Here is a 12,901-nt window from a genome sequence, read left to right as displayed (position 1 = left end):
AAAAAGGCCCCAATACATGGGGCCTTCCTTCCCTATTGCCATCGTGTTGAAACCTAGTCCATTACCGCCTTTAACGCGTTGTTCAACGTGGCGCTCGGGCGCATCGCCTGGCTGGCCAGCGCCGGATCCGGGTGATAATAACCGCCGATCTCCACCGGTTTGCCCTGCACCTGATTCAGCTCACTGACTATCTGCTGCTCGTTGCCGGCAAGGACGGTGGCGAAGGCGGCAAACTGCTGTTTCAGCGCCGGGTCTTCATTTTGCTCGGCCAGCGCCTGGGCCCAGTACAGCGCCAGGTAGAAGTGGCTGCCCCGATTATCCAGTTCGCCGGTCTTGCGCGACGGCGACTTGTTGGTATCGAGGAATTTGCCGTTGGCCTGATCCAGGGTTTTCGCCAGGATCTTGGCCTTGGGGTTATTGCCGGCGATGCCGACGTGCTCCAGCGATGCCGCCAGCGCCAGGAATTCACCCAGCGAGTCCCAGCGCAAATGATTCTCCTGCAGGAATTGCTGGACATGCTTCGGCGCCGAGCCGCCGGCGCCGGTTTCGAACAACCCGCCGCCGGCCATCAACGGCACGATGGACAGCATTTTGGCGCTGGTGCCCAGCTCCATGATGGGGAACAGGTCGGTGAGGTAATCCCTCAGCACGTTGCCAGTCACGGAAATGGTATCTTTGCCGGCCCGAATCCGGTCGAGAGAGAAGCGGGTGGCTTCCACCGGCGACATGATACGGATATCCAGGCCGGAAGTGTCGTGGTCTTTTAAATAGTGCTGGACTTTTTCAATCATGCGGGCGTCATGGGCACGGGCCGGATCCAGCCAAAACACCGCCGGGGTGTCGGACTCACGGGCGCGGTTAACCGCCAGCTTCACCCAATCGCGGATCGGCGCATCCTTGGCCTGGCACATGCGCCAGATATCACCGGCTTCCACGTCATGCTCAAGCAACAGCCGGCCGGATTCATCCGTCACCCGCACCACGCCGTTCGCCGGAATCTGGAAGGTCTTGTCATGGGAGCCGTACTCTTCGGCCTGCTGGGCCATCAGTCCGACGTTGGGCACAGTGCCCAGGGTGGTGGGATCAAAGGCACCGTGCTGTTTGCAATCGTCGATAACCACCTGATAGATGTCGGCGTAACAGCGATCGGGAATCAGCGCCTTGGTGTCGTGCAGTTGCCCGTCCGGTCCCCACATTTTGCCGGAATCGCGGATCATCGCCGGCATTGACGCATCTACGATGACATCGCTCGGCACATGCAGGTTGGTGATGCCCTTATCGGAATTCACCATCGCCAACGGCGGACGCTGGGCATAAAGCGCTTCGATATCCTGCTTGATTGCTTCCTGCTTTTCCGCCGGCAGAGCGCTGATTTTGGCGTACAAATCGCCAATACCGTTATTGGCGGAAAAGCCAAGGGGTTTAAGGTCATCGCCGTAGCGGTCCAGCACGTCTTTAAAGAACTCGTTCACCGCGATGCCGAACATGATGGGGTCGGAGACTTTCATCATGGTGGCCTTCAGATGCAATGACAGCAGCACGCCCTGGCGTTTTGCATCCTGAATGTGTTGGTTAATGAAGCTGCTCAGGGCTTTTTTGCTCATTACCGAGGCGTCGATAAGTTCAGCGGCCTTAACCGCCGTTTTCTCCTTGAGAACCTTGACGGCGCCGTCTTTGCTCACCAGCTCGATTTTCACGCTGCCGTCGTGGTCGATGAGCGCCGTTTTTTCGCTGCCGTAGAAATCACCGGCGGTCATGTGCGCGATATGGGTTTTGGAATCAGCGGACCAGGGGCCCATGCGGTGCGGATGCTTGCGGGCGTAATTTTTCACCGACAGCGGCGCGCGCCGATCGGAATTGCCTTCGCGCAGCACCGGATTGACCGCACTGCCCTTTATCTTGTCATAGCGGGCTTTGGCGTCTTTCTCCGCATCGGTCTTCGGCTCATCCACGTAATCCGGGACCGCGAAACCCTGCTCCTGCAGCTCTTTGACGGCGGCCTTCAGCTGCGGCAGCGAGGCGCTGATATTGGGAAGCTTGATGATATTGGCCTGCGGGGTGACCGCCAATTGCCCCAGCTCCGCCAAGTGATCGGCGATGCGCTGATGCACTTTCAGGTATTCGGGGAAGTTGGCGATAATGCGACCGGCCAACGAGATATCGCGCGTTTCGACGGCGATACCCAACGACTGGGTGAACGCCTGGACGATCGGCAGCAGGGAATAGGTCGCCAGCGCCGGCGCCTCGTCAGTAAGCGTATAGATTATTTTAGACGTTGTGGACATTTATTATGTTAACTCCTCAAACCGGATTTTAGTATGACGCCTGGCCGTTACTGTGCAGTAGGCGTGCGGTGGCTGTCAACCTGGTTGTCACTTCACTGAGGATTTTTTGTTGCATTAATGTTACGCAACAAAAATCACCCCAAATACTGCCGAAAGCCGCCGTTGCCCTTGACCAAACGCCTGCCCAGCACGGTGCCCAGTAGGGACAACAACGCCATGCCCGCCAGGGGCAGCGCCCACCACAGCACATAATCCGGTTGCCAGGGAAAGTCGAAAACCTTCTGTTGCAACAGCGCCAGCGCCGCTTCGGCGCCGATGGCCGCCGCCACGCCGGCCACCAGCCCCAGCAGAGCGAATTCGCTCCACAGGGTCGCCCGCAGCAGTTTGGCGCTGGCCCCCAGGGTTCGGTAGACCACCAGTTCCCGCTGGCGCTGGCGCATGCCCACCTGTACCTGCGCCACCAGCAACAGACCACCACAGAGCAGGACCAGCGCCACCATGATTTCCAGGGCGCGGCTGACCTGCTGCAATACCTGGCCGATTTGCCGGAGAATGGCCCCCACATCCAGCAGGGTCAGGGTGGGAAACTGACGGTTCAAGCGGGACAGCAGCTTTTCGTCACCCTGATAGCGGAAACTGGTGAGCCAGGTTTGGGGCTGATTATCCAGCGATCCAGGAGGGAAGATAAAAAAGAAATTGGGCCGCAGGCTTTCCCAATCGACTTTACGCAGGCTGGTGACCTTCACGGTAAAGGTTTGGGTATCACCGGTAAAGGCCAAGGTATCGCCGAGTTTAAGGTGCAGCTCATCCGCCACCTGCTGCTCCATGGAAACTTCCCCCGGCCGCGGCGGCCATTGGCCCGACACCAGTTGGTTTCCGTCAGGCCGGTCCTTAAGCCAGGTCAGGTTCAGCTCGCGATTGAGCGTGCGGCCCCCTGAATCGTTATCATGGATGATATCGGTGGCCTTTTGCCCGTTTATTTCCGTCAGGCGCGCGCGGATGATGGGATAAAACGTCCCCGGAGCCACCCGGTTTTGCTGTAGGAAATCCCTGACCTGCGGCACCTGATCGGCGGTCAGGTTCAGCAAGAAATAATTCGGGCTGCCCGGCGGCAATTGCTGTTGCCAGCGCTGGAGCAAATCCCCTCGCATCACCAGCAGCAGCGCCAGCAACATAAAACTCAGGGAAAACGCCGCCAGTTGGCTCATGGTTATCCATGGCTGCCGCAACAGGCGATTGATGGCCAGCCGCAGGGTGAGACGGCGTACCGCCACATGCCGTAACAGCCATAAGGCCCCCCACCCCACCGCCGCCAGCATCATAGTCAGGACCGCCATGCCCCCCATCAGGGTCCAGAATAGCCCGCCGACGCCGACGATGGCGGTCAATAGTCCGAGGACGATGAGCAGGACAACCGGCGCATAATAACGCAACGGCCAGACGGCGGCGGCCGAATCCCGGCGCAGGACCCGCAGCGGTCGGGTGGCCAGCAGTTGCCGGTACGGCCGCAGGCCAACCAATAGTGATATAATCACCATCGAGCCCAGCGACCAGAGCCAGGGCCAGACTCCGGCGGGAGGCAACGTCGCCGGCAGTACCGGCGCCAGCATGCGCATCAATAACCATTCAAACGCCAAACCAATCAGGCTGCCGCAAACCCCGGAGAAGACCAGCAACGATAGCCACTGGCCGATAATCAGCTTCATCAGCGCCCGGCGGCCGGCGCCAAGGGTTTTCAGCACCGCCACCAAATCGCCGCGGCTGCGACAATAATGCCCCATGGCCACCGCCACCGCCGCCACGGCAAGCATCAATGTCAATAATGCCGACAGCACCAGGAAGGAATGTGAGCGCTGTATGGAGGCGTTCAACGCGCCGTTGGAATCATCCATGCTGTACCAGCGCTGGTCGGCGCCGAGCTTGGGCAGCAGATAAGCCTCAAAAGTTTGAAGCTGCTGGGACGTACCGGCAAACATATAGCGCCAGGTCACCCGGCCGCCGGGCTGGACGGCGCCGGTTTTGGCCACATCCGCTCCGTTGATGATAATGGCCGGCGCGGTTTGGAACGGGTTAAAACCGCTGTCCGGTTCCTGCACCACCTCGCCGCTGATGCGTAGCGTGGCATCCCCTACCGCCAGCATGTCGCCGACATTCAGGGCGAGCAACGCCAGCAGACGCGGCGCCACCAGCACGGTGCCGGGCCGGGCCTGCAGACTCGCCGGGCGTGTGACCAGCCGGCCATAGAGCGGATAGCGCTCATCGGTGGCTTTGACATCGGCTAGCTGGGCGTTGTCGCCGGCGAAGGTCATGGTCATAAAGCTGATTTGGCGGCTCAGGACCAAACCGTCGGCGGCGGCCTGTTGCAACCAGCTTTCATCCACCGGGCGCGCGCTGCGCAATACCCGGTCGGCAGCCAGAAATTCGCGGCTTTGCTGCCCGATGCCTTTTTGCATACGATCGCTGATATTTCCCAAGGCCAGTACGCAGGCCACCGACAGGGTCAACGCCAGGGCGACTATCAGCAGCGAGGGGGAACGCCATTCGCGCCAGAACCATCGTCCTATCATGCCACCTCCAGCAATCGGCCGTCCTGTAGGCGCAGGCGGCGCTCGCAGCGGGCGGCGAGCTGCAGGTCATGAGTCACCAATATCAGGGTGGTGGCGCAGTCCCGGTTCAGGGAAAACAGCGAGTCGGCGATGCGATCGCCGGTTTTACGATCCAGGTTGCCGGTGGGTTCATCGGCGAAAAGAATTTGCGGTCGCCCGCTGAAGGCCCGGGCAAGCGCCACGCGCTGCTGTTCTCCGCCGGACAGCTGGGCGGGCATATGGCTCAGGCGTTTGGCTAAACCGAGCTTTTCCAGCAGCTGTAACGCCTGCTCCCGGCTGCGGCGTTCGCTTTCACCGCGCAACAGGGCGGGTAGCTGCACGTTTTCCAGGGCGGTCAAGGTGGGCACCAGCATAAAAGACTGGAATACGAAACCGATGTGGCTGGCCCGCAACGCCGCCCGTCCTTCTTCATCCAGGTCCGCCAGCGACCGGCCCAGCAGCCTTACCTCACCTTCGCTACCATCGTCCAGTCCGGCCAAAATACCCAACAGGGTTGATTTACCGGAACCCGATTCGCCAATCAGTGCAATTGTCTGCGCGGGTTTGACAACAAGCTCAACTGCGGTAAGGATGGTAAGCTGATGTTCCCCCTGACCGACGTGTTTACTAAGATGATGAACTTCAAGAGCGTTTTCCGCTGGCATTTCCCCTTCCTTTTACTGTTAGGATTCTTCAGTGTACGTGCAATTGCCGCAGATACCTTATTGATTTTGGGCGATAGTCTCAGTGCCGGCTATCGAATGGCGGCAAATCAGGCCTGGCCGTCGTTGCTCAATGATAAATGGCGTCAGCAATCCCACGGCATCCAGGTGATTAACGGCAGCATCAGCGGCGATACCGCCACCCAGGGCCTGGCGCGCCTTCCGGCCTTGCTTAAACTGTATAAGCCGCGCTGGGTGGTGATTGAACTGGGGGGCAACGACGGACTGCGCGGTTTCCCGCCGCCGGCCATCCAACAGGACTTGTCCAGCGCCATCCAACAGGTGAAACAATCGGGGGCGCAGCCTTTACTGATGCAAATCCGTCTGCCGCCCAATTATGGCCAGCGCTATACCCAGTCGTTCAGCGCAATTTATCCGGCGCTGGCGCAAAAGTACGGCGTGCCGCTGCTGCCGTTTTTTATGGAGCAAGTCTATCTCAAGCCGCAATGGATGCAGGATGATGCCATTCATCCCAATCCCTTGGCCCAGCCTTTTATCGCCGAGTGGATGTCGTCGCAGCTTACCCCCTTACTTAAACCAGATGTCGCCGCCGCGGGACCAAGCCATGGGTAACGTTATGCAAAAAACGGTGGTGATCACTGGCTGTTCCAGCGGTATCGGCGCCGTCGCGGCGACGGATTTACGCCAGCGCGGTTATCGGGTGGTGGCGACCTGCCGCAAACCGGCGGATGTCGAACGGCTTATGGCCGCCGGATTCGACGCGCTGCGAATGGATTTGGATGACGCCCAAAGCGTCGACGCCGCCGCCGCCGCCATCGTTGAGTTGACCGGCAACCAAATCTACGCCCTGTTCAACAATGCCGGCTATGGCCAGTATGGCCCGCTGGCCGCCCTGTCGCGAGAGCAGTTGGAAAAACAGTTTGCCAGCAATTTGTTCGGCACCCATCAATTAACCCAGCGCCTGCTGCCGGCCATGCTGCCCCACGGGGAGGGGCGGATTATCCAGACCAGCTCGGTTATGGGGCTGGTTTCCACGCCGGGGCGCGGGGCGTATGCCGCCAGCAAATTCGCCCTGGAAGCCTGGTCGGATACCCTGCGTATGGAGCTGCACGGCACCGGCCTGTATGTCAGCCTGATTGAACCCGGGCCGATAAGTACCGCGTTTACCGGCAACGTCCGGCAGTCCCGGTCCGATAAACCGGTGATCAATCCCGGTATTGCCAAACGATTTACATTGCCTCCCGAGGCAATCCTGCCCAAACTGTATCATGCGTTGGAACATCCGAGACCCCGGTTACGTTATCCGGTCACGCTGGTGGCGCATACTCTGTCATTATTACGCCGTATTTTACCGGACCGAAGCCTTGATATGATTTTACGCGGCAGGCATTGAGGCGGGGAAAATTGCCCCCATATATCGCTAAAACGGACGAGAGAAAATTTCATGCTAGCTCAAGCCACCCTTGTTGAAATTAATGAAACAAACCTGCAGCAAACCCTTGAACAGTCCATGTCCCAGCCGGTGCTGTTCTATTTTTGGTCGGAACGCAGCCAACATTGCCAACTGTTGACGCCGATTATCGACCGTCTGGCGCAGGAATTTGCCGGCCAGTTCATCCTGGCCAAGGTGGATTGCGACGCCCAACAGCAGATCGCCGCTCAATTCGGCCTGCGCGCCATTCCGACCCTCTATCTGTTTAAAGACGGACAGCCGCTGGACGGATTGCAGGGGCCGCAGCCGGAGGAAGTGATTCGCGAGCTGTTGCTGAAGGCCTTGCCCGATCCCGCCGAGCTTAAAATGGCCGAAGCCGGCGCTCTTATGGAACAAGGCGCCTACGGCGAAGCCCTGCCCTTGCTGAAAGAGGCCTGGCAGATGAGCAATCAGTCCAGCGAAGCCGGCCTGCTGCTGGCGGAAACCTATCTCCATCTCAAGCGTATCGAGGATGCCAAGGCGGTGCTGGACGTCTTCCCCCTGCAGGATAAGGACAGCCGCTATCAAGGGCTGCTGGCGCAAATCGATTTGATGAAACAGGCGGCGAACACGCCGGAAATACAGCAGTTGCAGACCCAGGTGCAAAATGCGCCGGAGGATGCGGCGCTGGCGGTGCAATTGGCGCTGCAATTGCATCAGGTGGGTCGAAACGAGGAAGCCCTGGAGCTGCTTATCGGCCATCTGCGTAAAGATCTCGCCGCCGCGGAGGGGAATGCGCGCAAAACCATGATGGATATTCTGTCCGCTTTGGGCACCGGTAACGCCCTGACGGGTAAATATCGCCGCCAGCTGTACTCCCTGCTTTATTAGCCTTCGTGCCGGGCGGGGTGGCTGCCCCGCCCCATCGCCGTCGACCATGCAGGGAACCGAACCGGTTGGCAGTCATTCGCCGATAAGGATGCGTGCTTAGCACACCCCTGTCGCGGGAAGGCGAATTTCATCCCTGTCGCTGAATTTGCTCCCTCTCCCCGCGTAACCGCGGCGGCAAAAGCGTACTATTGAGACAGCGTTGAAATCGCTATGTCATGCTGGCCGGCAACCGCCAGCGGTACGAAACGGATCGGGCCGGTCATGTTAGTCAATTCACTCAAAGAAATGGAGATTCCATCTATGTTGACGGTTATTCCTATCATAGTTATTGTCGCCCTGATTATCGTCTGGGCGGGGATAAAAATTGTCCCGCAAGGATACCATTGGACGGTGGAGCGTTTTGGCCGTTATACCCACACCCTGAGACCCGGCCTTAATCTGGTGGTGCCGTTTATGGACCGGATCGGGCGCAAGATTAACATGATGGAACAGGTGCTCGATATTCCGTCCCAGGAAATCATCTCCAAGGACAACGCCAATGTGACCATCGACGCGGTGTGCTTTATCCAGGTGGTGGAGCCGTCGCGCGCCGCCTATGAAGTCAGTAACCTGGAACAGGCCATACTTAACCTCACCATGACCAATATCCGTACGGTGTTGGGCTCCATGGAGCTGGACGAAATGCTGTCCCAGCGGGACGGCATCAATACCCGCCTGCTGCATATCGTGGACGAGGCCACCAGTCCCTGGGGTATCAAGGTCACGCGTATCGAAATCCGCGACGTCCGTCCGCCGGTGGAAATGATTGCCGCGATGAACGCGCAGATGCGGGCCGAACGTACCAAACGGGCGAATATTCTTGAAGCGGAAGGGATACGCCAGGCCGCTATCCTGCGCGCCGAGGGTGAAAAACAGTCGCAAATTCTGAAAGCGGAAGGGGAGCGGCAATCCGCCTTCCTGCAGGCGGAAGCCCGTGAACGGGCGGCGCAGGCCGAAGCGCAGGCCACCCAGGTGGTTTCCGATGCCATTGCGGCGGGCAATATCCAGGCGATTAACTATTTTGTCGCCCAGAAATACACCGACGCGTTAAAACATATCGGTTCCGCCAATAACAGCAAGGTCATCATGATGCCGCTGGATGCCAGCAGCCTGATGGGCGCCATCGGCGGTATTGCCGAGCTAATCGGTGAAAGTAAACAGGTCCGGGGTAAATAACCATGCTGACCGCTTTGGTGGTAAATCCACATTGGTTCTGGATTTCGCTCGGCGGTCTGCTGCTGGCCGGGGAAATGCTGGGCGCCGGCGGATTCCTGTTATGGAGCGGCTGCGCCGCGGTGGTGGTGGGTCTGATGATATGGGCGGTGCCCATGGAGTGGGCGGCGCAGGGCCTGCTGTTCGCGTTGCTTACCCTGGTTTCCGGGTTTTTATGGTGGTATTGGCTGCGCAATCACAATAAAAGCATACCCACGACGTTGCTCAATCGGCGCGGCGAACAGCTGGTGGGCACCCATGCCATCCTGATAGAGGCGGTGGCGAACGGCATCGGCCGGGTACGTATCGGCGACGGTACATGGCGGGCCGTCTGCGACAGGGATCTGCCTGCCGGGGCTATCGTGGAGGTGATTGCCGTGGAGGGTATTACCCTGCACGTCCGCCCCATCAGTGGCCCGAGCAGCATCCCGACAGATTTTCGATAATCGGGCACGCGGCGCCCTCATCGCCGGGGCAGCTTTCCGCCAGCGCCAGCAAATGCTCTCGCATGGCCTTCAACTGCTCAATGTGATTTTCGATGTCCTTCACTTTCTGCAGGGTGCGGGACTTGACGTCGGCGCTGTGGCGACTGGGATTATTGAATAACGCCACCAGTTCGCGGCATTCATCAAGATTGAAGCCCACCAGCCGTGCCTGGTGCAACAGCGTTAATTCTTCCAATTGCCGGGCGTCATAGCTGCGATAACCATTGTCCCGGCGAGCGGGCCGCGTCACCAGCCCCTTCTCTTCATAAAACCGGATCGCCTTGCTGGTCAGGCCGGTTTTTTTCGCCACGTCGCTAATATTCATATTCCCCCCTTGACCTTCCCCTTGCGGCAAGGTTTAAGCTTCATTACATCGAGTTTTTCCTGCCGAAGTCAACCGGTTTGGAAAATCCTGTTAACCGCAAAGGAGTCGTGTATGTCGCAGACTATTGTACTCGCCTTGCAGGGTTTGTCCTGTGAGCACTGTATTAACCGGGTCAAAGAGGCCCTTGAATCCCGTGACGATGTGGAAAGCGCACGGGTTGCGCTGGATTATGCGGAAGTCACCGGCGAGGCTAAAACGCCGGACCTGATTGCCAGCATTAAACAAGCCGGCTACGACGCCGCGCCGGCGGACCGGGGCAATACCGAACTGGCCCTTTCCGGCCTGAGCTGCGAGCATTGCATCGCCAGCACCCGTAAAGCGCTGGAAGCGGTGCCCGGCGTCACCGCCGCTCAGGTAACGCTGGATCATGCCACTGTTTATGGTAGCGCGGAGGCGGCGGTGCTTATCAAGGCGGTGGAACAGGCGGGTTATCAGGCCGGCCCGGCGGGGAGTATGCCCCACCCAAAAACTGAGCCGCTGACAGTCCATACCTCAGCGCCGGACTTTCTGGCAGCGGCGACTCCTGTTCCGGCAGATGTAAATGCTAATGTAACGGCCGCCGCGCCCGCGACGGCCCCTTCCCCCCTCACTGTATTGCCTCACGGCGCATCGCCGCAGATTGACGACAGTCTGCAGCTATTGATTAGCGGCATGAGCTGCGCCAGCTGCGTCAGTAAAGTCGAACACGCGCTGCAACGGGTGCCCGGCGTGGAACAGGCGCGGGTGAATCTGGCGGAACGCAGCGCCCTGGTGATAGGGACGCCTGACGGTCAGGCGTTGATAAACGCCATTGAACGGGCCGGCTACGGCGCGGAGCTTATAGCCGATGAAACCCAGCGGCGGGAGCGGCAGCAGCAGACCGCCCAAAGCGCGATGCGCCGGTTTAGCTGGCAATCGGCGCTGGCGCTGACCCTGGGTATCCCGTTAATGGCCTGGGGCCTGTTTGGCGGCAGCATGACCCTCACCCCGCCGACTCGTTTGCCCTGGCTGCTTATCGGCCTGATGACCTTCGGGGTGATGATCATCGCCGGCGGTCACTTTTACCGCAGCGCCTGGCGCAGCCTGAAAACCGGCAGCGCCACCATGGACACGCTGGTGGCGCTGGGCACCGGCGCGGCATGGCTGTATTCCATCAGTATCGTGCTGTGGCCGGACGTGTTCCCGATGATGGCGCGTCATCTCTATTTCGAAGCCAGCGCTATGATTATCGGCCTGATTAATCTCGGCCGTGCCTTGGAACAGCGTGCCCGTCAGCGCTCATCCCAGGCATTGGAACGTCTGTTGGATCTGACGCCCCCCACGGCCAGGGTAGTCACCGAAAACGGCGAGTTATCCATGCCCCTGTCGGATGTACAATTGGGGATGATTCTGCGGCTGACCGCAGGGGATCGGGTGCCGGTGGACGGTGAAATTACCCAGGGCGAAATCTGGCTGGATGAGTCCATGCTCACAGGGGAACCGGCGCCGCGGCAAAAATCAAACGGCGATAAGGTACACGCGGGAACCGTGGTGCAGGACGGCACCGTGTTATTCCGTGCCGACGCGGTAGGCAACCAAACCACCCTGGCGCGGATTATCAGGTTGGTACGCCAGGCGCAAAGCAGCAAGCCGGCCATCGGACAGATGGCGGATCGGATTTCGGCGGTATTTGTACCGACGGTGGTGGCTATCGCTTTAATCAGCGGCGCCATCTGGTATTGGGTGGGACCGGCGCCGCAAATCGTCTATACGCTGGTGGTGGCCACCACGGTATTGATTATCGCCTGCCCCTGCGCCCTGGGCCTGGCCACACCCATGTCCATCATTGCCGGCATCGGCCGGGCGGCGGAATTCGGTGTGCTGGTGCGGGATGCCGATGCGCTGCAACACGCCACCTCCCTCGATACCCTGGTGTTCGACAAAACCGGGACCCTCACCGAAGGTCGCCCCAGGGTAGTGGCGGTGGAACCCGCGGCCGGCTTTGACGAAGCCGCGGTGCTGTCGCTGGCGGCGGCGCTGGAACAAGGGTCCAATCATCCCCTGGCCCACGCCATTGTCCAGCGTGCCGGTGAAGCGACGCTGCCTGAAGTGCGGGAATTTCGGACTCTGCGCGGCCTCGGAGTCAGCGGCGAGGTCGCGGGGGCGCAGGTTTTATTGGGCAACAGCGCCCTGTTGGAACAGTATCACATCACCGGCGACGCCATCGCCCCCCGGGTAAAACAGTGGTCGGAACAGGGCGCCACGCCGGTGCTATTGGCCGTAAACGGTGAAGTGGCGGCGCTGTTCGCCGTACGGGATCCTTTGCGGTCGGACAGCGTCGAGGCGCTGAACCGGCTTCACGTCCAGGGTTATACCCTGGTTATGCTCACCGGGGACAATCCCGCCACCGCCCGGAGCGTGGCGAAAGAGGCGGGTATCGATCGGGTGATTGCCGGCGTATTGCCGGACGGCAAGGCGGAGGCCATCAGGGAGTTGCAGCGGCAGGGGCACCGGGTAGCCATGATTGGCGACGGCATCAATGACGCGCCGGCCCTGGCCCAGGCGGAAGTGGGCATCGCCATGGGGGGCGGCAGCGACGTGGCGATTGAAACCGCCGCCATTACCCTGATGCGCCATAGCCTGCACGGGGTCGCCGACGCGCTGGCGGTATCCAAGGCCACTTTGCGCAACATGAAGCAAAACCTGCTGGGAGCCTTTGTTTATAATGTCCTGGGTATCCCTATCGCCGCCGGTATTTTATATCCCTTTACCGGCACGCTGCTCAGCCCGGTGGTGGCCGGCGCGGCGATGGCGTTATCCTCGATTACCGTGGTGAGTAACGCCAACCGCTTGATAGGTTTCAAACCAAAAGCATATACCCTAAATACTTCGAGTCGCAGCAAGGCGGCAAGCCCGCGAACCCCGGGAGCTTAGATAACTAAGTGACTGGGGTGAGGGGTGAAGCCA

Annotated in this window: 10 protein-coding genes; 6 read left to right on the top strand and 4 right to left on the bottom strand. The window is 59.8% G+C overall.

What is annotated here, in order from left to right; genetic code table 11:
* Positions 1-53: 53 nt before the first annotated feature.
* The 3 genes from HB631_RS22390 to ybbA form a co-directional block, all read right to left on the bottom strand.
* The gene (locus HB631_RS22390) at positions 54-2,285 is read right to left on the bottom strand and encodes an NADP-dependent isocitrate dehydrogenase (protein ID WP_213993385.1); all 2,232 of its coding nucleotides are present in this window, start codon (positions 2,283-2,285) and stop codon (positions 54-56) included.
* 134 nt (positions 2,286-2,419) lie between these two features.
* The gene (ybbP, locus tag HB631_RS22385; protein ID WP_213993384.1) at positions 2,420-4,852 is read right to left on the bottom strand and encodes a putative ABC transporter permease subunit YbbP; all 2,433 of its coding nucleotides are present in this window, start codon (positions 4,850-4,852) and stop codon (positions 2,420-2,422) included.
* The gene (ybbA, locus tag HB631_RS22380; protein ID WP_213993383.1) at positions 4,849-5,535 is read right to left on the bottom strand and encodes a putative ABC transporter ATP-binding protein YbbA; all 687 of its coding nucleotides are present in this window, start codon (positions 5,533-5,535) and stop codon (positions 4,849-4,851) included. The genes ybbP and ybbA overlap by 4 nt, the downstream gene beginning before the upstream one ends.
* On the opposite strand from ybbA, the gene tesA reads away from it, so the two are divergent.
* The 5 genes from tesA (at position 5,503) to HB631_RS22355 (ending at position 9,552) form a co-directional block, all read left to right on the top strand.
* A complete protein-coding gene (tesA, locus tag HB631_RS22375) occupies positions 5,503-6,165 on the top strand; it encodes a multifunctional acyl-CoA thioesterase I/protease I/lysophospholipase L1 (RefSeq protein WP_213993382.1) in 663 nt (220 codons plus the stop codon). The two genes, ybbA and tesA, sit on opposite strands and share 33 nt — an antisense overlap.
* A 4-nt stretch (positions 6,166-6,169) precedes the next feature.
* Positions 6,170-6,946 carry an SDR family oxidoreductase gene (locus tag HB631_RS22370; RefSeq protein WP_213993391.1) on the top strand — a complete coding sequence of 259 codons (777 nt, stop codon included), beginning with the start codon at positions 6,170-6,172 and terminating at the stop codon, positions 6,944-6,946.
* 51 nt (positions 6,947-6,997) lie between these two features.
* Positions 6,998-7,855 carry a co-chaperone YbbN gene (locus HB631_RS22365; protein ID WP_213993381.1) on the top strand — a complete coding sequence of 286 codons (858 nt, stop codon included), beginning with the start codon at positions 6,998-7,000 and terminating at the stop codon, positions 7,853-7,855.
* Between the two features lie 300 nt (positions 7,856-8,155).
* A complete protein-coding gene (locus HB631_RS22360) occupies positions 8,156-9,070 on the top strand; it encodes an SPFH domain-containing protein (protein WP_132922895.1) in 915 nt (304 codons plus the stop codon).
* Between the two features lie 2 nt (positions 9,071-9,072).
* Complete coding sequence (locus HB631_RS22355) at positions 9,073-9,552, top strand: NfeD family protein (RefSeq protein ID WP_213993380.1); 480 nt, start codon at positions 9,073-9,075, stop codon at positions 9,550-9,552.
* Here HB631_RS22355 and cueR read toward each other — a convergent pair.
* The gene (cueR, locus tag HB631_RS22350; protein ID WP_213993379.1) at positions 9,515-9,916 is read right to left on the bottom strand and encodes a Cu(I)-responsive transcriptional regulator; all 402 of its coding nucleotides are present in this window, start codon (positions 9,914-9,916) and stop codon (positions 9,515-9,517) included. The genes HB631_RS22355 and cueR overlap by 38 nt on opposite strands.
* Before the next feature lie 111 nt (positions 9,917-10,027).
* Between cueR and copA the strand changes: the two genes are divergently transcribed.
* Positions 10,028-12,868 carry a copper-exporting P-type ATPase CopA gene (gene copA / locus HB631_RS22345; RefSeq protein WP_213993378.1) on the top strand — a complete coding sequence of 947 codons (2,841 nt, stop codon included), beginning with the start codon at positions 10,028-10,030 and terminating at the stop codon, positions 12,866-12,868.
* Positions 12,869-12,901 lie beyond the last annotated feature (33 nt).

It is taken from the genome of Sodalis sp. dw_96, from assembly GCF_018449575.1.
Classification (GTDB): Bacteria; Pseudomonadota; Gammaproteobacteria; order Enterobacterales; family Enterobacteriaceae; genus Acerihabitans.
Note: the sequence above shows the minus strand (reverse complement) of the source record. Positions and strands in the feature narration are given on the sequence as shown.

Coding starts and splice junctions, on each gene's coding strand:
- cueR (WP_213993379.1), bottom strand. CDS start 9,916: ATGAATATTAGCGACGTGGCGAAAAAAACCGGCCTGACCAGCAAGGCG.
- copA (WP_213993378.1), top strand. CDS start 10,028: ATGTCGCAGACTATTGTACTCGCCTTGCAGGGTTTGTCCTGTGAGCAC.
- HB631_RS22390 (WP_213993385.1), bottom strand. CDS start 2,285: ATGTCCACAACGTCTAAAATAATCTATACGCTTACTGACGAGGCGCCG.
- HB631_RS22365 (WP_213993381.1), top strand. CDS start 6,998: ATGCTAGCTCAAGCCACCCTTGTTGAAATTAATGAAACAAACCTGCAG.
- ybbP (WP_213993384.1), bottom strand. CDS start 4,852: ATGATAGGACGATGGTTCTGGCGCGAATGGCGTTCCCCCTCGCTGCTG.
- HB631_RS22360 (WP_132922895.1), top strand. CDS start 8,156: ATGTTGACGGTTATTCCTATCATAGTTATTGTCGCCCTGATTATCGTC.
- HB631_RS22370 (WP_213993391.1), top strand. CDS start 6,170: ATGCAAAAAACGGTGGTGATCACTGGCTGTTCCAGCGGTATCGGCGCC.
- HB631_RS22355 (WP_213993380.1), top strand. CDS start 9,073: ATGCTGACCGCTTTGGTGGTAAATCCACATTGGTTCTGGATTTCGCTC.
- tesA (WP_213993382.1), top strand. CDS start 5,503: ATGATGAACTTCAAGAGCGTTTTCCGCTGGCATTTCCCCTTCCTTTTA.
- ybbA (WP_213993383.1), bottom strand. CDS start 5,535: ATGCCAGCGGAAAACGCTCTTGAAGTTCATCATCTTAGTAAACACGTC.